This is a genomic window from Bradyrhizobium genosp. SA-3 (assembly GCF_004212635.1).
Lineage (GTDB): Bacteria > Pseudomonadota > Alphaproteobacteria > Rhizobiales > Xanthobacteraceae > Bradyrhizobium.
The window spans coordinates 19909-41213 of sequence record NZ_PSRT01000026.1 but is presented as its reverse complement, the minus strand read 5'-3'; the positions used below and the strand labels follow the sequence as shown (position 1 = coordinate 41213).

Annotated in this window: 15 protein-coding genes and 1 tRNA gene; 8 read left to right on the top strand and 8 right to left on the bottom strand. The window is 60.5% G+C overall.

The window, feature by feature from the left end:
* Positions 1 to 25: 25 nt before the first annotated feature.
* The 4 genes from fliF to CWO91_RS11380 all read right to left on the bottom strand — a co-directional run bounded on the left by fliF (position 26) and on the right by CWO91_RS11380 (position 4730).
* On the bottom strand, positions 26 to 1639 hold the full coding sequence (fliF, locus tag CWO91_RS11395; RefSeq protein WP_130213538.1) for a flagellar basal-body MS-ring/collar protein FliF: 1614 nt from the start codon (positions 1637 to 1639) through the stop codon (positions 26 to 28).
* A 181-nt stretch (positions 1640 to 1820) separates the two neighbouring features.
* The gene (locus CWO91_RS11390; protein WP_002714638.1) at positions 1821 to 2096 is read right to left on the bottom strand and encodes a DUF1153 domain-containing protein; all 276 of its coding nucleotides are present in this window, start codon (positions 2094 to 2096) and stop codon (positions 1821 to 1823) included.
* A 288-nt stretch (positions 2097 to 2384) separates the two neighbouring features.
* Complete coding sequence (locus CWO91_RS11385; protein ID WP_130213537.1) at positions 2385 to 3092, bottom strand: flagellar hook assembly protein FlgD; 708 nt, start codon at positions 3090 to 3092, stop codon at positions 2385 to 2387.
* A gap of 12 nt (positions 3093 to 3104) precedes the next feature.
* Positions 3105 to 4730: a flagellar hook-length control protein FliK gene (locus tag CWO91_RS11380; RefSeq protein WP_130213536.1), complete on the bottom strand. Its 1626-nt coding sequence runs from the start codon at positions 4728 to 4730 to the stop codon at positions 3105 to 3107.
* 351 nt (positions 4731 to 5081) lie between these two features.
* Here CWO91_RS11380 and mnmA point away from each other — a divergent pair, with 351 nt between their 5' ends.
* The 4 genes from mnmA to CWO91_RS11360 all read left to right on the top strand — a co-directional run bounded on the left by mnmA (position 5082) and on the right by CWO91_RS11360 (position 7980).
* Complete coding sequence (gene mnmA / locus CWO91_RS11375; protein ID WP_130213535.1) at positions 5082 to 6263, top strand: tRNA 2-thiouridine(34) synthase MnmA; 1182 nt, start codon at positions 5082 to 5084, stop codon at positions 6261 to 6263.
* 173 nt (positions 6264 to 6436) lie between these two features.
* The gene (locus CWO91_RS11370; protein WP_130213534.1) at positions 6437 to 7075 is read left to right on the top strand and encodes a class I SAM-dependent methyltransferase; all 639 of its coding nucleotides are present in this window, start codon (positions 6437 to 6439) and stop codon (positions 7073 to 7075) included.
* A gap of 204 nt (positions 7076 to 7279) precedes the next feature.
* The gene (locus CWO91_RS11365; protein WP_130213566.1) at positions 7280 to 7636 is read left to right on the top strand and encodes a hypothetical protein; all 357 of its coding nucleotides are present in this window, start codon (positions 7280 to 7282) and stop codon (positions 7634 to 7636) included.
* Between the two features lie 267 nt (positions 7637 to 7903).
* Positions 7904 to 7980 (top strand) — tRNA-Met (locus CWO91_RS11360).
* Between the two features lie 549 nt (positions 7981 to 8529).
* On the opposite strand, the gene CWO91_RS11355 is transcribed toward CWO91_RS11360, so the two are convergent.
* Positions 8530 to 9429 carry a type I restriction endonuclease gene (locus CWO91_RS11355; RefSeq protein ID WP_245471216.1) on the bottom strand — a complete coding sequence of 300 codons (900 nt, stop codon included), beginning with the start codon at positions 9427 to 9429 and terminating at the stop codon, positions 8530 to 8532.
* A 242-nt stretch (positions 9430 to 9671) separates the two neighbouring features.
* Positions 9672 to 9962, bottom strand: coding sequence for a DUF1127 domain-containing protein (locus CWO91_RS11350; protein WP_130213533.1), 291 nt, complete (start codon positions 9960 to 9962; stop codon positions 9672 to 9674).
* A 146-nt stretch (positions 9963 to 10108) separates the two neighbouring features.
* Here CWO91_RS11350 and CWO91_RS11345 point away from each other — a divergent pair, with 146 nt between their 5' ends.
* The 3 genes from CWO91_RS11345 (at position 10109) to CWO91_RS11335 (ending at position 12980) form a co-directional block, all read left to right on the top strand.
* The gene (locus CWO91_RS11345) at positions 10109 to 11686 is read left to right on the top strand and encodes a winged helix-turn-helix domain-containing tetratricopeptide repeat protein (protein WP_130213532.1); all 1578 of its coding nucleotides are present in this window, start codon (positions 10109 to 10111) and stop codon (positions 11684 to 11686) included.
* Positions 11687 to 11958: 272 nt separating this feature from the next.
* Entirely contained in the window at positions 11959 to 12489 is a 531-nt protein-coding gene (locus tag CWO91_RS11340) for a DUF2380 domain-containing protein (RefSeq protein ID WP_245471218.1), read from the top strand.
* Positions 12490 to 12692: 203 nt separating this feature from the next.
* Positions 12693 to 12980 (top strand): DUF1330 domain-containing protein, encoded by a 288-nt coding sequence (locus CWO91_RS11335; protein WP_130213530.1) that lies wholly within the window; start codon positions 12693 to 12695, stop codon positions 12978 to 12980.
* Positions 12981 to 13178: 198 nt separating this feature from the next.
* Here CWO91_RS11335 and CWO91_RS11330 read toward each other — a convergent pair whose 3' ends face one another.
* Positions 13179 to 13421, bottom strand: a complete 243-nt coding sequence (locus tag CWO91_RS11330) for a DUF1127 domain-containing protein (RefSeq protein ID WP_130213529.1) — start codon at positions 13419 to 13421, stop codon at positions 13179 to 13181.
* Between the two features lie 156 nt (positions 13422 to 13577).
* Between CWO91_RS11330 and CWO91_RS11325 the strand changes: the two genes are divergently transcribed.
* Entirely contained in the window at positions 13578 to 15155 is a 1578-nt protein-coding gene (locus CWO91_RS11325; protein ID WP_130213528.1) for a winged helix-turn-helix domain-containing tetratricopeptide repeat protein, read from the top strand.
* Between the two features lie 198 nt (positions 15156 to 15353).
* On the opposite strand, the gene CWO91_RS11320 is transcribed toward CWO91_RS11325, so the two are convergent.
* Positions 15354 to 21296, bottom strand: coding sequence for an alkaline phosphatase D family protein (locus CWO91_RS11320; protein ID WP_130213527.1), 5943 nt, complete (start codon positions 21294 to 21296; stop codon positions 15354 to 15356).
* Positions 21297 to 21305 lie beyond the last annotated feature (9 nt).

Genomic DNA, 21305 nt, shown 5'->3' with positions numbered 1-21305 from the left:
ACTTGGCAAAGTTACTTGGCTTGCGTTATTTCGCGGGTTCGGTCAGCCACTGGCGGATGATGGCGACGGTTTCGTTGGGGTTGCGCTCGGCGAGCTCGCCGACGCGATGAACGGACTGGGCGTGGACCTGGCCCTGGATGGTGGCGACGTCGATGGCGCTGGCGGCGCCGCCCGGCAGCAGCGGCTGGCCGGTGGCGGGTGCGGCCTCTTCCGAAGCGGAGGGGCCCGTCAGCACGCCGGAGATGGCGGCGGCGACTTCGTCGGAGGCGAGAATGCGCTTGACCAGCGGGCGGATCACCAGGAACAGCACGACCAGGCCGAGCAGCATCATCACGCCGAGCTCGACGAAGTACATGACGTCGTCCTTGGTGAACTGGAGCATGCCGAGGAAGCCGCTAGACTCGCCGATCGGGGCGGTGGAGGGCGCATCGGCAAAGCGCAGATTGACGACCTCGACCTGGTCGCCGCGCTTCTGGTCGAAGCCGATCGCCGAGCGCACCAGCGCGGCGATGCGGTCGAGCTGCTCCTTGGTGCGGTCCTGATAGGCCAGCTCGCCCTTGTCGTTCTTGGAATAGATGCCGTCGACCAGCACGGCGACCGAGATGCGGTTGACCCGGCCGGCCTCGGTCACTTCGGTCTTGGTGGTGCGGGAGATCTCGTAATTGTTGGTCTCTTCGGTCTTCTTGCTCTGGTCCTTGGCCGCGACGCCGTTGTTCTGCTGGTTGCCGGGCAGCTCGTTGTTGACGGTGACCTGGCCGTTGTTGTCGGCGGTCATGCTCTGCTCTTCGCGGGTCTGGCTCGAGCGCAGCACGCGGCCTTCGGGATCGAACTTGTCCGAGGTCTGGGTGACCTTGTTGAAGTCGAAATCGGCGGAGAGCTGCACGCGGGCGCGGCCGGAGCCGACCACGGAGGAGACGATGTCCTCGACCTGCTTGCGCATCCGCTTCTCGAAGGCGATGCGGCGCTCGTCGCCGACCGCCTGCTCCGGATCGGTCGCGGCGCCGTCGGCCAGCAGCTGGCCGGCTTCGTCGACGATCGAGACCCGCTGCGGCTTCAGCCCATTGACGGCGGAGGCGACGAGATGGCGGACGGCGCGGATCTGCTGGGCTTCCAGCGAGCCGCGGACGCGGACCACGATCGAGGCCGACGGCTCCGGCGCCTCGCGCGCGAACAGCGGGCGCTCGGGCAGCACCAGATGGACGCGGGCGGCCTGGATGCGGTCGATGGCGCGGATGGTGCGGGCGAGCTCGCCTTCGAGCGCGCGCAGGTGATTGATGTTCTGGACGAAGGAGGTGGTGCCGAGCGCGTCCGACTTGTCGAACACCTCGTAGCCGACGCCGCCGCCCTTGGGCAGGCCGCCCTCGGCAAGCTTCATCCGCAGGCGGGTGACCTTGTCCTTGGGCACCATGATGATGGAGCCCTCGTTGCGGATCTCGAACTGGATGCCCTGGCGCTCCAGGTCCTTGATGATGCCCGAGGAATCCTCGACGCTGAGGTCGGTGAACAGCGTCGTCATCTGCGGCGTGGTGACGCGCATGATGACAAACGCAAAGAAGCCGATGAGCGCGGCGGTGACCGCGATCATCGCCCCGAATCGGGCGGCCCCGATACCTTTCAGGAAGTCGACCAGACCTTGCAAGCAACCGCCCCAACAGATTCGGCCGCTTTCACTGGAAAGGCCGAGTGGGCAATTATTGCCTAGGTGATGGTTTCGATATGGTTAACGAAGATTAAGAGGTCGGACAAAAGTTAACACCATGAAAAATCGGCCTCGCAGGGCGAGGCCGATTTTCGTCAAAAGCTGCAGATTTCCGGATCGCTTACTGGCGATATTGCTGGATGCGGGTGGTGCGAAGACCCGCCAGACCGTGCTGGTCGATGGAAAACTGCCAGGAGAGGAATTCGTCGACCGTCAGGGTATAACGGCTGCAGGCTTCCTCAAGGGAGAGAAGTCCGCCACGCACAGCGGCGACGACTTCGGCCTTGCGGCGGATGACCCAGCGTTTGGTGCCGGGTGCAGGCAGATCCGCGATCGTCAACGGACTGCCGTCCGGCCCGATGACGTATTTTACCCTCGGGCGATGGGGTTCTGTCATGGCGTACTCACAAACTCTCAACCACTGAACTCACGCCGTAACCCTACGCCCCGCGGCTTAAAAATCCGCTAAGCCTAAGGCTTCAATACAATTCTCGTTGAAACTGGCTGGAACGCGCTCGTCTCGGCCGGCGGGACGGGCGCGTCCAGGCCGGTCGAGGGGACTTCGTAAATACTTTACTAACGAACGAGGCCTGCGGTGACACCGCAAAGCCCCTCAATTGTCGTCCCGGCCTAGTGCGCAATTGCGCACTAGGCCGGGACGACACTCAATTTGCAGCGCCAGCCCTCAATTGCTGCCGGTGGCGATGATGCTCTTGACCTGGCTCAGTGTGTAGCTGGCGCCGTCGATGGTGAGCAGCGGCGGCGACTGGGTCAGGTCGACCGACGACACCGTGCCCTGCACCTGCGCGGCGATGCCGACAGTGTTATTCGCCACGTCCTTGCCCGTGGCCGAGATCGTGTACTTGCCGTCGGGCCATTGCGTGCCGTCATTGCCCATGCCGTTCCAGGTGAAGGGGATGTCGGTGCCGGCGGCGGCGGTATATTTGCCGGTGAACACGGTCTGGCCGCTGGCATTGGCGACAGTGATGTCCACGGTCGAGTCGGTTGGCACGTTGAGGTGCCAGGTCGCCGACGATTTCGTCATGGTCGCGGTCGAGCCGTCGACCAGAGCGGTCTTGCCGACGAAGCCCAGCGCCTGGGTCGCCTGCGTGGTCTGCTGGAGGGTGACGAGCTGGGACAGCGAATCGTTGGTCTTGAGCTGCTGCTCGACGCCGGCGAACTGCACCAGCTGCTGGGTGAACTGGTTAGTGTCGAGCGGATCCAGCGGGTTCTGGTTCTGCAGCTGCGTCGTCAGCAGCGTCAGGAAGGTCTGGAAGTTGCCGGCGAGCGTCGATCCCGTGGTCGAGCTCAGCGAGTTCGACGAGGAGGATTTCGGGATGTCGGTCGTCCCGGAGACGACGGAAGGTGCGGTGGCGGCATTCGCGGTGGCCATGTCGAATACTCCTTACACTCTGATATCGACGCCGCTGCTCGGCCCATACATGCGGCCGTAGCCGCGCCCGACGGGCGCTGCTGCAACGGTTTCGTCCTCGCTGATGATCAGCCGGCGGGCATTGCCGCCATTGTCGTTGTTCTGGCCGGAGTTCTGGCCCGATGAATTCTGGTCGCGCAGGCTGAAGGACAACCCGTTGCTGCCGGTCTTGAAGCCGGCATCGTCGAGCGCGCGCTGCAATTGCGGCGCGTCCTGACGCAGCATTTGCAGCGTTTCCGGCTTCTCCACGGTGAGATGCGAGGTGACCTGGCCGTTGCGGTCGACATTGATGCGGACGTCGATCCGGCCGAGCTCGACCGGATCGAGGCTGATGTCGAAGCGGGACTTGCCGGCGCGCACGGCGGCCGCGATCTCGATCGGGATGCCGCTGATCGGCACCGCCGTATGGGTTGCCGCGGTCGCGGTGAGCGTCGCCGTCGATGCGGCAGCAGTCGAGGTGGTATTGGTCAGCGGCGCCTGCACGGCGGAGGCGGCTTGTGCGCTGGTTTCCGTCGGGGCGACAGTTGACTGCGGCCCCGCATGAGCGTGCGTGGCGGACGCGCCAGGTGCCGCATCAGCGGTGCGCTCGGTGCCGGCCGCCTTCGCATCGGTCGTTCCGCCATCGCCTTGTGGCTTGGCGGCCTGCGGATGCGTGGCGGCGGTGAGGGTCGCTGCGCCCGCTGCTTGCGGCGTGGCGGCGTTCGCCTTGCCGGCGTCCTGGCCGATATTGGAGATGTCGGTCTGGGCCTGCGCCGTGGCCGCGGCCTTGAACGAGGTCTTCGGCGTGCCCTGGTCCACGGCGGCGATCAGGCCGCCATTGGCTTTCGCAGCGGTCGCGGTGGCCTCGCCCGTGCCGGTCGCGGCCTCGCCGAGCGTGGTCGTGGTGTCCGCATCGACCTCGGCGCTCGCCGTCTTGGCGCTCTTGTCGCCCGCGGTGGCAGTGTCGCTCTTGGCGCCCTGGATCTGCGCCGCGGTGGAGGCGCTGGCGGCGAGGCCGGCGGCGGCGATCGTCAGCGGGGAGGCGGTGCCGGTGGCCTGGTTCGCAGCCGCATTCGGATCGACCGGCACGACCGGCGCGGCAATGACGATCGCATTCGGATCGGGCGCGGCGACTTGCGCCGCATCGGCCGGCGCGGCGGCAGCCGCATCGGCGGCAACGGTGTCGGTGCCGTCGGTCTTGTCAGCCTTGGTGTCGTCGGATTTGTCCGCCGATTTGGCGTCGGAGGCCTCGACCTTGTCCTTGGTCTTGCCGGCGTCCTTGGCCGGATCGGTCGTCGTGTCGCTCGTCTCATCGTTCTTGGCGGGCGCGGACGCGTCGGTGTCGTCGCTCGCCTTGCTCTGCGAGGACTGATCCGTGGACGACGTGTCGCGCGCAGCTCTGTCCGAGGAGGACGACGAAGACGAAGCATCGCTCCGGCGCGGCGCGGTGTCCTGCGCCTGCGAGGCTGCGTTGTTGCTGATCGCCTGGGTATTGCTGTCGACCAGCGAGCCGAAGGAGTCGGCCGCGGAATTATCCTTCGCCGCTTGCGACCGGGCAGGCTTTTGCTGCGCGCTCTGGACTTGCACGCTTGCCACGACATCTGACGTCCGACCGACCACAGGCGACCCCTTGGAAACATCTTCGGCATGGAGGGTAGCAAGGAGCGGGCCAGCGTCCTTTCCTGTCTATTTTAACAGCAAAATCAAAGCCTTGCGAAATCGGGCGACCGCCGCGAGGCCTGCTGCGACCCCATCATTTCTGCCTCCCCGGCAAGAATTGCCCTAAGCTGGCCGCCCGCGTGATTGCTTCACCGGAATGCCGCCTATATTAAAGAGGTTACTCTCAGCCGCTTTCGACCGGGCAGTCGTGCCCCCCGGGGGAACCAGGGTTCCCGGGGATCGCCCGATATCCCGCCGGAAGCACAGGAAACGCGGATCACGCCACGCCGCCGTCACAACGCTTTAAGGCCCATGCTCAACAGTCTGGATCTCGAAGGCCGTCCTGAGGACACCAGGGTCGTCGTTGCCATGTCGGGCGGCGTCGATTCCTCGACGACGGCTGCGCTGCTCAAGGCTGAGGGCTACGACGTCATCGGCATCACGCTCCAGCTCTACGACCATGGTGCGGCGACCCATCGCAAGGGCGCCTGCTGTGCCGGCCAGGACATCCACGACGCCCGCGACGTCGCGGCCAAGCTCGGCATTCCCCATTACGTGCTCGACTACGAGGACCGCTTCCGCGAGTCCGTCATCGACAACTTTGCCGACTCTTACGCGCTCGGCGAGACGCCGGTGCCGTGCATCGAGTGCAACCGTTCGGTCAAGTTCCGCGATCTCCTGAAGACCGCGCGCGAGCTCGGCGCCACCGCGCTCGCCACCGGCCATTACGTCGCCTCGCGCCGCCTGAATGACGGCTCGCGCGCGCTGGTGTGCGCAGCCGACGCCGACCGCGACCAGAGCTATTTCCTGTTCGCGACCACGCGCGAGCAGCTCGACTTCCTGCGCTTTCCCTTGGGCGACATGACCAAGCCGCAGACGCGCGAGCTCGCGCGCCGCTTCGGGCTCGCGGTCGCCGACAAGCACGACAGCCAGGACATCTGCTTCGTGCCGACGGGGCGCTACACCGACGTCATCACCCGTCTGCGGCCGAACGCGATGGACCCCGGCGACATCGTCGATCTCGACGGACGCGTGCTCGGCCAGCACAACGGCATCGCCAATTTCACCGTCGGCCAGCGCCGCGGCCTCGGCATTGCGGCGACGGCGCCGCTGTTCGTGGTGCGCCTTGAAGCCGCCAATCGCCGCGTCGTGGTCGGTCCGCGCGATGCCCTGAAGATGCACCGCATCGTGCTGCGCGACGTCAACTGGATCGGTGACGGCGACATCGACCGCGCCATCGGCGGCGGTCTCGAGATGTTCGTGCGCGTGCGCTCGACCCGCAGCCCTCAGCCCGCGTGGCTGCGCGGCGGCAATGGTCATTACGAGATCGAGCTCGTCGCCGGCGAGGAAGGCGTCTCGCCCGGCCAGGCCTGCGTGTTCTACGACGCGCCTGGCGGGCAGGCGCGCGTGCTCGGCGGCGGCTTCATCCAGAGCGCCGCGGCGAAGGTCGGTACGGCCTCATTGCGGCCGCTCGCGGAAGCCGTGCGCGGCTAATCATGACGAAATTGAATCGCACTGCCGCGGCACCGGAAGTGCGCCCCCTCTCCCGCATCCGCCTTCGCCAAGGCTTCGGCCGACAAGAGCGGGAGAGGCTCAGACCGCGCGCGGGGCGACTTTTGAATCCACCAACACGCATCACACATTAGAAGCGCGCAAGGGCAGGGGGCATGGCAGCAGACATCTCGCGGGCCGGGGTCGAGAAGGCCTATGGCCGCTGGGCGCCGGTCTATGATCTCGTGTTCGGCAAGGTGTTCGACGCCGGACGGCAGTCGACCATCGCGGAGGCCGACCGCATCGGCGGCCGCATCCTCGACGTCGGCGTCGGCACGGGGCTATCGCTCTCGGACTATGCGCGCACCACGAAAATCTGCGGTGTCGACATCTCCGAGCCGATGCTGCGCAAGGCACAGGCGCGCGTGCGCGCGCTGCGGCTCTCCAATGTCGAAGTGCTCTCGGTGATGGACGCGAAGAATCTCGCCTTCCCCGAAAACTTCTTCGATGCGGTGGTCGCGCAATATGTCATCACCGCCGTGCCCGATCCCGAAGGCACGCTCGACGAGTTCGTGCGCGTGCTCAAGCACGGCGGCGAACTGATCCTCGTCAATCACATCGGCGCCGAGACGGGCCCGCGAAAACTGTTCGAGCTCGCCTTCGCACCCGTAGCCCGCCGCCTCGGCTGGCGCCCGGAATTCCCGTGGGCCCGCCTCGCCAACTGGGCCGCAAGGCACGGCGGCGTCACGCTCGCCGAGCGCCGTCCGATGCCGCCGATGGGGCATTTTTCGCTGATCCGCTACCGCAAATCGTGATCATGATTGGACTGGCGCGCAGCCGAGCAAACGGTGCGCTCCCGCGAGCGGAGGAAGGCTCTCTCCACCAGCGATATCCCGCGAACTACTCCGCCATCGGCCGGTGCCAAACTCGCAATGACGATGGGGGAAAACCGGGCATCACCCCTGATCACATCGCGCTTGGCCTGGGAACAGGCCGCGCGCCCAGCGCGTTTCTTTTCCATGCGCACGACATCAAACATCATCCTAGCGGGCCTCCTGATCGCCGCCTCCGGTAGCGCGATCGCGCAGGCCCCGCCCGCCCCGGCGACGCCGCCGCAACAGACCGCGCCGCCGTCTCCGCAACATCCGACCAATTGCACACCCCAGGACCGTCCGAACCGCCAGCCTGACGGCACCACCACCGGCCAGGCCCGGGAACCGCTAGGCGACAAGCTGGCCAAATCCGAGGGTGTGCTGTGCCCGCCCGCCGGCATCGACCCCGAGATGCACGCGCCCGCGCCCGACACCGGCGCCAACACCCCGGTGATCCCACCCCCGGGCAGCCCCGGCGGCGATCCGAACGTGAGGCCGAAATAGGAAGTTCCGTATCCCCAAACTCCGTCATGCCCGGGCTCGTCCCGGGCATCCACGTTCTTGGGGCCGCCAGCGAGGGCGTGGATGGCCGGCACATGCCCGGCCATGACGAACTCATTGAAAAAGAGGCCGTATTCACAAGGCGGCTTGTCCCTTCGTAGCCTTGGCGAAGCCGGAAAAAGGCGGACCACTTTGCTTGACTTCCCGCCGCCCCCTTCCTTATATGCCGCGCGTTCGCGAGATCGGCCGTTTCGGCCCTCGCGACCCTGTGGCGGGGTAGCTCAGCTGGTTAGAGCACGGGAATCATAATCCTGGGGTCGGGGGTTCGAGTCCCTCCCCCGCTACCAAGATTCCATCGCGGTATCAGCTGGTTACTGAGATCGTCCTCGCTGACTACTGACCCCGTAGCACATCGGTAGCGCAGTCTGCGCCGAGTCAGCGGCAAACGAATCCTTGCTACGCAGATTGCATTCGAAAATCCTGCAGGCGTTGCTGAATGCCGCTCTTCAAGGATTCACGGAGGCGGCTAGACCTCGTGGGGCCAATGCTGAGCCGTTGAGCAGGCCGCTACTACAAACCTAGCTGGTTGCGCATGCTCGTCCGAGGTATCTAGAGGGATATATCGTCGGGGCTCGATGCCGAGGGCAGTTTGAATCCTTCTCGCTCCGCCATCCCACCAAAACTCGTGTCGTACTTAGAGCCGGAAACAGGCCAGAGACTCGGCCGTTTTTCCTGCTTTTCTGCGGGCGGAGAACTCTGACCCGTCATCCCACAGGGCCTGAATGAAGCCGGAGAACCGAATTTTCTCCGAATCTTAGAACCCGCAAAATTGGTCTAGTACGGTATTTCCCGCAAAAACAGCGGCCTCGTTGCGCTGCGGTTTGGATCGCTCTCCCTCAACCCACCAGCGCACGGCGATGGTTTGCAGAACGTCGCGTATCGCGAAACCAGATTCCACTCTCGGTTTCGATCTGCTTCAGATAGGAGCGGCCATTGGCTGCGAAAACAAACGGCACACCGTGGGTGTCCCACGGCCCACCTTCCGCAAGCGAAAAGGTCCCATCGGACTTCATTCCAACCGAATAACGTTCGGCCTGATCGATGGCGGCCGAAACGTTCTTGCGTTTTCGTTTGGCTTCGACGACGCCGATCAGAGTTAAACCGACGAATAGTGCGTAATCGGCGGGGCCGTTCGCGGTGGGCCATTCGGCGATAGCAAGATTGCGTCCCTTCGCGGGTCGGGCGCCGGAACTATGACGAAGCGACTTTGTATCAGCTTCCCATCCACTATCGCGAAGTTGCTGATCAATGAGGTCGCGCGTGGACGCTTCATCGAGATCGATCTTTTTCGCAGCTTCTTCTCCACGCGTAACGAGGTCGAGAAGGTCAGCTTGCGGTGCTTGTTTGGCGGCGGCCTGTAGTTCGTCGAGCGAATTGCGGTCAATGCCGAGAAAGTAGGACAAGTCTTGCCGAAGCTCGACACTCGCCGAGACCTTCTCGCGAGGAGCTTTTGCTTGAAGCTTCTCCTGCTCAGCCTCGTGCGCCAGCGCCTCCCACAGCGCACGCTCTTCCTGGGCCTTTCTCAGGCTCTCCTCAATACTTTCGCGGGCGCGGGAATGCTCTTGAGCCTCGCTTGTCGCTCTCACACGAGCCAGCTCCGCCTCGGCGAGACGCCGCTCAAGTTCTTTCAGGCGCTCGGCGGCCTCGCTCTCACTCTGAGCCGGAGCCTTTTGCGGTTGAACGAATGGTGAGGGCTTGAAATCGGGTTGCTTGCCATACTCGATGGAACCAAACACCAAGCAAACTTTAGCGCTGATAGAGCATCAGGAAAGGTGCCCTCGCCATCATGGACGGCACGATTGCCTATCTTTCGCAGAGCGTGAAAAACATCAGAGACTTCTCTGGGCGTTATTCGCTCAAGGCTGACCCATCCGGGCGGCAAGTCACTCACTCGGCCGCCTCAGCCGCTGAAATGGGATTATCGTCGGTAGAGCGGACGCGGAGCCGCGGTCGGTGCGACCGCCGCTTGTGACCCATGTCAGACACTGGTCCCTAGGAATGGTGCGTTTGTCGCACCGAATATCAGGGAATCATTGGATGTGGACCGGATGCCTCGTGGGTCGACCGAACGGTGCGAGGCGACGTAGTCGATCTCACCGCGCGTCGTCCCGATATCCATTAGCTCCCTGTCACTTAAGTCGAGCAACGTGGCTCGTAAGCTCTGACGGTTGCGCCGTTCCAGAAACGCACCCCAATATCTCCTGAAGAAGCTAGAGGCCCGTGTTGAGTTGGTCTGCCCCAATCCTGTTGCACCATAGGTCGTGCTCATCGCGGCATCTCCTGGTTATTATCTACCCAGACGAGGGTGCCAAGGCAGGACAGAGGACGCTTGACATTCGGCTTACATTTTTCTCACCGGCGGCTTATTCTTTGCGGTGCAACCGATGCTAGAGCCTCGAGCTGAGGGCATGGCAATTGCGCTACATCTTCGAGAACTACGCAATGGACACTGACCGGCGCGAGCTGCATCGAGGAGCGGACGTCGTCTCCGTCGCGCCACAGGTATTCGACTTACTTGATTACCTGATCCGGAACAGGGAGCGCGTGGTCAGCAAAGACGATCTCATTAGAGCCGTCTGGAACGGGCGTAGCGTGTCCGATGCGGCGCTGACGACGCGCCTGAACGTCGCCCGGAGCGCAATCGGCGATTCCGGGGATAAGCAGCGCCTTATCAAGACATTGCCGCGCAAGGGCTTTCGTTTCGTTGGACAAGTGCAGGAAGCGCAAGGACCTGCAAGCGCGACAGTCACCGACAATCTAGAAGAAGAGCCGAAACCCGCTCTTCCCCTCCCGGATAAACCCTCGATCGCGGTTCTTCCCTTCACCAATCTGAGCTCCGATCCAGAGCAGGAATATTTCGCCGACGGCATGGTGGAGGACATTATCGCCGCGCTGTCTCGTTTCAAGGCGCTGTTCGTCATCGCCCGCAATTCGAGTTTCACATACAGGGGGCGCGCCGTCGACGTGAAGCAGGTCGGGCGCGAGCTTGGGGTGCGCTATGTGTTGGAAGGGAGCGTTCGCAAAACGACAAGCCGAGTGCGCATCACGGCACAGCTCCTCGATGCTGCCACTGGGATAAATCTTTGGGCCGACCGGTTTGATGGTGGTCTTGGCGACATCTTCGATCTGCAGGACCAGGTGACTGAGAGCGTTGTCGGGGCGATCGCGCCAGCGGTGGAAAAAGCCGAGATCGAGCGGGCCAGGCGCAAACCGACCGAGAGTCTCGACGCCTATGCGCTCTATTTGCGCGGGCTGTCTCAGACTTATCAGTTTGCCAGCCGGCAAGCGTTCGACGAGGCATTGCGCCTGTTCAACGGTGCGATCCAGCTCGACCAGGCTTTTGCGTCAGCCTACGCCCGTGCCGCCTCTTGCTACGCCAACGCCAAGACCGCTGGCTGGATTTCAGGCACAGCAAACGAGATTGCCGAAGTAACGAGGTTGGCTCAGCGGGCTGTTGAGTCGGGCAGGGATGACGCGCTCGCACTTTCCCGCGGCGGGTGGGCATTAGCGTTTGTCGTTCGTGATCTTGCGCTGGGCGCTGCCTTGGTCGACCGCGCGCTTGTGCTCAATTCCAATTTGGCGGAGGCATGGTTTTGTGGCGGCTGGATTAAAAATTACCTTGGTGAGCCAAAACTGGCAATCGAGCGCTTCGCGCGTGCCATGCGCCTGAACCCGCTTGATCCGCGGGTGATGGGTACCCGAACCGGGACCGCGCATGCACATTTCTTCCTGCGCCAATATGACGAAGCGGCATTGTGGGCGGCCATGGCCTTGCAGGACAGTCCGGACTTTCAACCTGCACTACGCATCGCCGCCGCGAGCAACGCAATGGCCGAACGGCGGGAGCAAGCACATATAGCAATGGTTCGGCTACGGCAGCTGAATCCCGGTCTGCGTGTTTCCAATCTCAAAAACGTGCTGGGCCCTTATCAGCATGCCGAGGATCTCGCGCTATACGGAGCAGGATTGCGGCAGGCAGGGCTGCCTGAATGACAATCGCAGCCAAGGTGCGTCGCCCGTGGCGACGTCGGTTCTTGGCCCGTGGCTGACCGCAGCCCAGAGTGCGGGGATGTCCGCTGTATAGAGGTGACCCCGACCAAGGGTCATTCTGGCTACCGAGGGCAGCCTTTGACCCACTGCAGACATTAGCGCTGCGCTGCCATAGGCGGCCGCGTAGCATTACCAAGGATTAATTTCTTCGATAGGAGGCGGAAAGAATCGATCTTCTAAGATGGCCTCAGTAAGGGGGAGATCGAGTGATCGCCATGCGCCACGGCTCCCTCTTGCACGCTGTTACCACAGCCGGTCTATTCTTGGGATTCAGCCTCATCTCAGATGCATCCGCCGCGACCGCCGACCACGCTTTGACTCTCTCCGTCGACGATTTCAAATATAGAGACACGTCGAACGAGCCCACCGATCTGACGGCCGTGCATGAAAAGCGATTGCGGGCTTTCATGACCGCGCTGCGGGACGATGTCACGGCGGACCGCCGTTTTGAGCTCGTGCCGTCCTCCTGCGCACCAAATTGTCCGACCGACGGACGGGCGTTGCGCGATCGGCTGCGCGCGGCGTCACAGGCCGGCGCGCAGATCCTGATTATCGGCATCGTTCACAAGCTAAGCACGCTGGTGCAGATTGTGCGGATTGCCGCCATCGATACAACAGCCCAGCGCGTCGTGTTCAGAAAGCACTTCCAGTTCCGCGGTGACAAGGACGAGGCATGGCAGCGGGCGGAGCGCTTTGTATCGGAGGAGATCCGCGACCGGCTGCTAGAAAGCAGATCACAGCAATAGGCGACGCGCGGCGCATGTGCATGGCCCCGCGAGTCCGGTTTTGGCCCGTCGCGGCCCTCAGTTGAGACGCCGTATCGCCCGCTTCGGGTTGGCGAGCCGACCAAGCTTATGAGCGCTGCCGAGGGCAGCCTTCGACCGATTGCGGACCGCCGACTAGTCATAGGGCGTGACCAATCCAAGACGGGCACTGCGGAGCATCACAGGTGAAGGCTTATTTCGTCCTCGACATCACTGTGCACTACGGGCGGTTCAAAACGTATATCGATGCTATCCCCGCGACCATCGCGAGACATCATGGCAAGTATGTCGTTCAAGGTGTCGAGCCAACGCCGCTCGAAGGCGAATGGAAGCATGAAAGACTCGTCGTTATCGAGTTTCCTAGTCGTGCAGATGCCGAAGCGTTATTGAGCGATCCTGAGGCGCAGAAGCTCTTCTCAATTCGTCATGCCACGACGACCGGCCGTATGCTTCTCGCTGATGGATGCACCTAGTGCGACGCATCCGCTGCTCGCCCACCAGCGAAGCAATGGCCTGCATCGTTGAGGTCCGCTTCCAGCGGAATAGCGGATCAGATTTGCTCAAGCTGAGTTCTTCGCGTTTTGACCCATACCGGAAGTAGGCTCGGGCAGTATTGCATTTGGTCGTGTTCGCCCGGGCCCACTCACCACTTGGCACAAGATTTCAGTTGTTCATCCAGCGGATCGGATGCCTCGCGGCTCAATAGCTGGATTGGAGGCGACATAATCGATCTCCCCACGCGTTATGCCAATGTCCATAAGCTCCCTGTCACTAAGATTGCACAAGGCGCCTCGTAGTCTCTGGCGTCGGCGCCATTCCTCAAGCTGACCCCAATATCGTTTGAATAGGCTGGGGACGCTCCACGTCGATGCGGTAATCCATCGCGATCCGATTGAGCCATGAGTCGTGCTCATAGCGGCATTTCCTCGGTGTTTTCAACCAGAAGAGGATGCGATGGTGTTAGAGGATTTGCTTAACATTCGGCTTACTTTTCTCTTATCGACAGCTTATTCTTAGACTTGGTGCTGAAACGCTTCCCGCGACCTGCGGCAGTCTGAGGGATTGGCAGCTTGCGCTATCTCTTTGAGGAATACTCATTCGACACCGAGCGGCGCGAGCTACATCGCGCGGCGAATGTCGTCCCTGTTGCTCCACAGGTTTTCGATCTACTCTACTACCTGATCCGCAACAGGGACCGCGTCGTCAGCAAGGACGATCTCATCACCGCTATTTGGAGCGGGCGGAGCGTGTCCGACGCCGCGCTCACGACGCGGTTGAATGCTGCCCGCAAGGCCATTGGCGATTCCGGGGAAGAACAGCGACTGATCAAGACACTTCTGCGCAAGGGCTTCCGTTTCGTCGGAACAGTGCAGGAAGCGACGAGGCTCGTAGGCGGCGTAATCGGCGATACTCCCGTGCAAGGGCGGAGACCGGATCTTCCGTTCCCGGAGAAAGCCTCCGTGGCCGTTCTCCCCTTCAGCAACCTGAGCTCCGATCCGGAACAGGACTACTTTGCTGATGGCATGACAGAAGACATCATCACAGCGCTCTCTCGATTCAAAGCCTTGTTCGTCATCGCACGCAACTCGAGCTTCACGTACAAGGGGCGTGCCGTCGACGTGAAGCAAGTCGGGCGAGAACTTGGGGTGCGCTACGTCCTGGAAGGCAGCGTCCGAAAAGCTTTAGACCGCATGCGCATCACCGGCCAACTCATCGATGCCGCCACCGGAGTACATCTTTGGGCCGACCGGTTCGAGGGTGAACTCGGCAACGTCTTCGATCTGCAAGATCAGGTAACTGAAAGCGTGGTTGGAGCGATCGCGCCAACAGTTGAAAAAGCAGAGATTGAGCGCGCCAAGCGCAAGCCAACCGAAAGTCTTGACGCCTACACTGTCTATTTGCGCGGATTGGCCAGATTTTATCACATTGATAATAACCCGCAGACGATTGAGGACGCATTGCGGCTGTTCAATTGCGCGACTGAACTCGATCCCGATTTTGCGGTCGCGTATGGCCGTGCTGCTTCTTGCTACGCCTATGGTAAGGGCATTGGCTGGTTTTCAGGCGCCGCGGAAGAGATTACGGAAGTAATACGACTCGCTAAACTGGCGGTCCAGTTTGGCAAAGATGACGCGATCGCGCTCAGTGCGAGCGGGTGGGCTTTCGCCTATATTGTTGGCGATTTCGATCAAGGTGTCGCCTTAATCGACCGCGCACTTTTGCTCAATGCCAATTTGGCTGAGGCTTGGCTCTTCAGTGGATGGGTGAAAAATTGGCTCTGCGAACCGGAGCCGGCACTCAAATGCTTCGCGCACGCCATGCGCCTGAACCCATTAGATGCGAGAACAGCGGGCATGCGAACCGGGACCGCGTATGCGCATTTCCTGCTAGGCCGCTATGACGAGGCGGCATCGTGGGCGGCCATGGCATTGCAATACAATCCGGAATTTCCGGCTGGATTGCGCGTCGCCGCCGCGAGCAACGCAATGGCCGGACGCCTGGAACAGGCACGCAAGGCAATAGCTCGGCTCGGGAAGCTCCATCCCACGCTACGCGTATCGAGCATACGGGACCTGGTGCCTCATCGACGGGCCGATGACCTTGCGCAGTTTGAAGAAGCATTGAGGAAAGCCGGATTGCCAGAGTAAGCCTGGTTCATTGGCGCAAGCGAGGCGATCGCATGTCTGCCTTTGGCCCGGAGCTGACATTTGCCTGTGCGCGGACGGGGTCTGCTTTCGAAGGTAGAGCGAATAGTACTCAGCTGACAACGTCGGCCAATGGCCGGCTTACGCCATAACAACTGATACGCGCATCACTTGCTAAAGCCAAGTGTCACAACACTTGGGCTAAGACGCCGCCATCGAGGGGTTGAACAGGAAAAGAGAGATATCACCGCCCGGCTTTAAGCCGGAAGAGCAGTAAAATCTGGCGCGGAGATTCCAATTTCCGGTGCCATTTTGGTTCGTCGTAAGAACGGCAAAGCCATCGCCCGGAAAGAACTGCGCCTTTGCCTCGCATCGATAATGCTGCGCCTGCCCACCCGGCAACGGAAAAGAAAAGTCAAAACGGTCGTTCGTGATAAAATCATCCGGAACGCCATTCGCGAACGTGTAAGGCGCAAAGAGACTAGAGCTGTGAATGGAGTGGAAGCCGCACTGCTTGCCTGTGTCGAGACAGGTCACGCGAGCCGTGACGAGGCTGCTGATGTGCTCATCACCTGACAAGAATACCAAGCCTTCAACCTCGTGATCGCAAATAAATCTAAGCAGTGAATGAAGCGAGTGCGGATAGCCGTCCCAAGCATCTGATTGCAAGGCACTGGCGGACTGCTTCATGACCAAACGTCGCGGCAACAATGCGGATGCTGTCATGACAAACTTAGGACGGTTCTTGTGCTTCGGAGCAACTAACCAGCTACACAGCGCTCCAAATTGTCTTGACCCCATAATTCTTTGCGTCCGCCAGGCAACAGCAGTTCGCGCCTCGCGCTCAGTTCGGGCGTCAGCAAGAAAGAACGGTATTTCCCGATGATACAGTTTGTGCCAGACATGGGGCTGGGGTTTCGGGGCCCCGCGTTCGTATAAGAAGTAGGCGGACAGTCCACGTTCAAGCACACTTTGACCAGTACGAGTTGCTTCGAGGTCCGGATCGTTCGGAGCCCAGTTATCGTTGATCTCGTGGTCATCAAGCATCATCTGCACTTCGAGGTCCATGCGCTGCATGACAGCTTTTGAGCCACGGCCTTCGCCACGACGCTCGTGCGGAATGCGGAACCGCTCATCAAGTACTTTTGGATCGAACAGCCCTGCTGTGGCATCGACATAGATCTGATCTCCGGCAAGCAGTAGCAGGCTCGGAGAATCAGGTTTTCCCAGCAAATCGCTTAGCGTCAAGAGCGATGCGTCGGCTGGACCTCGCGGGAAGTGCTGGGCAGCCGGCATGTGGTTTAAAATGTCGCTTGGGTAAAGACAGCTAGCGACAGCAAATGTGACATCCCCTTGGCACATTGTGTCCGTGATCGAGCCACGCAACAGGCCGCCCCGCAAGTCTCCGATGGTGTCGCACACGAGAGCTTCTGCTACGGCTCGAGCAATGGGAAAGTTTGAGCAGTTTACCTCGTGCGCCTTCATCAGACCCGGCTCACGGGCGCTGCCTCCTATCCCTTCTGCCTGCTCGTAGAGCAACAGGATTAGTACCTCGCTGGCATGGTGGGGCCATTTCGCATTTGGCAGGTCAAAAAACCGTGGCGATCCGATCTGTTGCCGCCGTTGCGTGATCGGTTCGATAATGCAAGCGCCTGCCTGAAGGAGACTTGCGTCGCTGGTAGGTATCCCAATTTGTCCATCGGGTTGTAGAAAGCGGAACCGCTCACCGACTTGCCGCACCGGGAGGACAACAGCCTTGAGGGCAGATCCTCGGCCAGCGCCGTCGCATGCCTGTATCCGGATCGTGCCGGCTTTCGCAAGGACCTGCGTCCTCACGCCGAACGCCGGCGCGAACGCTCGATAGGTCGTTGGAATGGGAAGTGCTGCCAGTTTTGTGGTTTCCGGCTCACGAGCCGGTACCTGATCAGGGACGGCAAGATACTTCGCTATCACCCGGCATACGGTCTGCGCGTGCTTCCCAATCAGGCAGTCTTGATGGCCATGTCCGCTTATTCGCCACGTCAGGTATGAAGGTGTTCCTACCGAGAGGGATTGGCTGCTTTGGTCAATCAAGCGCTCGATTTGCTTCGCCGTTTGCGACGTGGTGGTCTGGCAACCGTCCGCGACTTGTGCAGAGGGAGCTAACGCCAGTCCAAAGCATTTAGAAAGCCACGAAGCAACTGAATGGGTGAGGATCCCAAATGAGTTCGATATGCGTTTGTTGTCGGACGCTGGATCCTCTCTGAACGCTTCATTGAGATACGGCACGCCGGCCTCTCCAAGAAGATTTCGCATCATGGTCAGCGTCGCTACATCGACCAAACCGTTTTCCTCTCCATGTATCGACATCATCGGGAAATCGAAGCGCTCGGAAATGCGGCTAGGCGTCACGTAATGATTCACTCCGCGGCGATCAGTGACGGTGTTGAAAGCCGCGAAATGAATTACTTGAGATACAGTCTCAAGGCTGATCGGACCGAAGAAATCATCCAGCCTCGCAAGTATACCCTTCGAGATGTTTCTCAGCGAAAAGGTACGACCGTAAAGAGCGTCCATTCGGTGCCGAGTCCCGGCCCACGGAGTGGCGAATGGCGGCAAGAATGGATTCTCACGCTTGAATTCGTGTCGAGGGAGGGACATGGCAGCCAATGCACGATCGAGAAGCTGTCCCCCAAGCGAAGCTGTTTCCTGAGGACTAAAGGCGTAGGTATCTGATGATACAAACCGCCTGGCGTACCGCATGATATAGGCCGCAAGGACGTTGGTTCGGCTCAGTATCATTACAGGTCCGACCTGGGAGAAAACGACCCGACCGATCCTTTGGTGTAAGCGCCTCTGTCGCTGCCCATCCCCAAGCACAGCCATGCTGAACATCGCTGCTCCCATACAGTGGGCAACCACATCAACTTTGACATAGTCCGAAAGCTGGCTCCCCTGTGCATCAGCGATGTGTTCGATAGCTATAGGGATGTCGTGATCCGCCATGACCTCAAACGGCCAATCGCCCGTGGCAGACGGGAGTCCAGCGCTACAGCGCATGTCCAACACCCATACATCGCGACCTGCATCGTACAGAGTCTGGGCTAAGTTTCCCGGCACGTCAGGGTGAGCGAATGTCGTGCCGCTGGCGCTGTATCCATGAATGAGGAGAACCGGTCTTGTGATCTCGACGTTGGCTGCGCGTCGTGGCGAGCCATTGTAGCGGGTTAGCCGTATGCGCGCGGGGGGCGAAGCTAAGCTGTCTACCGTCAGCCAATCCACCTCGGGTGGCGGCAGATCGGGCAGTCGTCCGGGTAAACGTTCGGGTACCCGGTCCGGCGGAGGGTCTGGTCGGCGAAAGCTCAGCGCATGGCTTTGCATCGAGACCCGAACCAGATAAAGCACGAAGGATAGCAAGTCGATCAGTGATGACACGCCGTCTTGCTGTTGCACCACACGCAACAAGGGAATCTGTTGGCTCGCAAGATATCGCTTATTCAGTCGTAAGGTAGGCAGCTTGCCAAATATTGGCCTGCATAACTTGGGAAACACCTCGACCGACATCTCCAGCAGCTGCGTGAAAGGACTAGATGCTCGAGCATAGGTTAGCCGCTTGACTGCGCGAATACTGCTTCCACTCAACGCACTAACGTCAAACTCAGAAGAGTGAATTACCTGGCCGACCGTCAAATCGTATTCAATAAGGCGGACGATTCCCGCGCGTGAGCACAAGGACAGCAATCCGGCGATAAAGTCTTTGGCCCGCCTATAGAAGGACGGCATAGGCCTAGGTCGATCTAGCTCAGGTCGTAGATGAAGATGCTCTTGAATGCGTTGCACTCCCCAGTGGACCCCATCTCGCAGTCCCCGATTGACGAACCAGGCATACACGGCTCGCGCAGTAGAAAGATAAGGAATCGAGCGTTCAGTCGAAAACAAGCGCAGCTCGCCAGAGACCTCCGCCTCTAGCGCGACATCTCTAGGGTCGGCTTTATCAGACACCGGATCGTAGTTTTTGCCCGGCTTGAGTATCTGAAGCCTTGCTTTGCTGGAGTTAATCTGAAATCCGCGTAGCTTGTTCGGGCGATATGCTGTCAAATCAGAGATCGCCGCTGGCTCGCTCGTGAGCGTTAGTTGTACTTGGCTGACCTCACGACGCCCGTCACGCGTCTTAAGTCTTAAGCGCCCTCGTACTTGTTCCGTGAGCTCAATAAGCGTCGATTTCGGATTGGTGATGGTCGAAGGGATAGCATACGTCGGCCTCTCCGTTGGAGGCATTGTGGGCTCAGTCGTAATCCTGAGCCGACCACCAGTTAAGCGCCACTCCGCTTTGAGCTGCGTAATGGCACGAAGAGATAGAACTGATATTGTAAGTGCGGGATTGATCCCCAGAGATGTAGGGATAATTGAGCCATCTAGAACGACCAAGCCGGGATGCACAGAAGTCGCGCCCGAACCACCCGCGTCGAAGACGCGCCCGCAATGGTCAGTGACCCCCTGGCGGACGTCATTGCCCATCGCGCACCCACCGAGGGGATGCACGGTAACGAGCGGTCCTCGCTGTCTGCCGAACAGACGCTCCAGCTCCTCTGCGAAAGGCCGCCAGAGGAGATTATTAACTACTCGCCCGCCGATCCTTGACTTCGCCATCAATTCCTTGAGCCGCCGATGATGTTCATCGAAGCGACGGTCCATTCGAAGCGCTGGCCAGTGGACCGTGAGCAGCCCGTCTGCATCGTCACACAAAGCCTTGTCGCCGAGCGTGAGCTCACCGTCCGCATCATCACGAGCAATCATCGCGAGCACGAGGGAGTGTTTCACTGCATCACGATTGACGGCTGCATCATCATGCTTTGGACAATCACGCTCGTACCGTCTCCACGGCCTTTGGCCTAGTTGATTAAGGACATCGAAGGATGTGATGGCTTCCTCGAATAGGCGCCGCAGGGGGCCAGGGACCGCCAAATCTTGAATCACCAGGTCGGATTCGGGGTTTCCAGTCCTCAGATCAATCATCGCCGTGATCGTCGGCCCGATCGCCCGGGGTCCAGACCCCTTCTGCTCTGTGGCTGCCGGAGGCTCTGTTTCGTCGGCTACGGCATTGACGACTTCATTCAAGCCGTAGGCGGTGACGAGCATATCTCCATTTGCCGAAAACTTGCGGCCCAGTTGAGCCGAGAACCGAAGCGCACCCTGCGAGCGCAGCAATATTTCAGTCGATCCCAATGTACCTGCCGACAGAATCAAACGCTTCGTACGAACTTGGAAAGGTGTCAATTGTCGGTCACGGAGGTGATTATCGGTGTGATTGACATGGACAACCCATCCGGCGTCGGCGCATGGAGCAAAGCGGAGGACGGTGGCTCCTGTCACGAGGCGTGCTCCGCTCTGCTTAGCCAAGAACAGTAAATTTAGATCTAGGGAGTTCTTTGCGCCGTGGTTGCAACCGGTTGCACAATCTCCGCACATCGCGCATTCATTAAGCAACACTCCTGCGCTGTTTGCGGCGCTGGACGTGGAGACCGTTATTGGCAGCAATGTTGTCGTCGCAAGCCTGTTAAGTTGACCAGTTTTTTTAAGAACCCCGACGTGCGTCACGGGGAGGGGGCTTGCTCCTAAAGAGTGACGGAGTATGCCCGCCAGCTCGAAAAGCGTCTCGTCGACGCGGATAGCGTGGGGCCAGCGGCCTTCGCGGAACACCTCACTTCTCGGCATCTCCATAACGCCAGCATTAATAAGTGAGCCGCCGCCAAGTCCAGAGGCAACAACCGTAACGGCATCTTCGCTCGAGCGAACGTCATAGAGGCCGTCATGAGCTCCCATTGGACGTTTTGCATCGGGGGTCATGAACCGAACACGACCTGCTAAATCCGCCTGGCGAGACGGAAATGCTCCCGACAAGTATTCTTGTCCGCGTTCGAGAATGCATACACGTAGTGGCTGGCCATCCTCATCGGTACAGGCGCTGAGCTCTGCAGCAGCAATTGCCCCGCCATACCCGCTCCCCACAATTACAACATCAAAGTCATACTCACCGTCTCGTTGTAACGTTGGGTTCGCTATCCGCGGGTACTTATCAACCAGCGACTCAAGCCCACAAGACAGCCACATTGTTTGCTGGTCAGGTGCGGAAGGGAGCTCACGAGGAGAATCTGTCGGGCGCATAGCATGAGA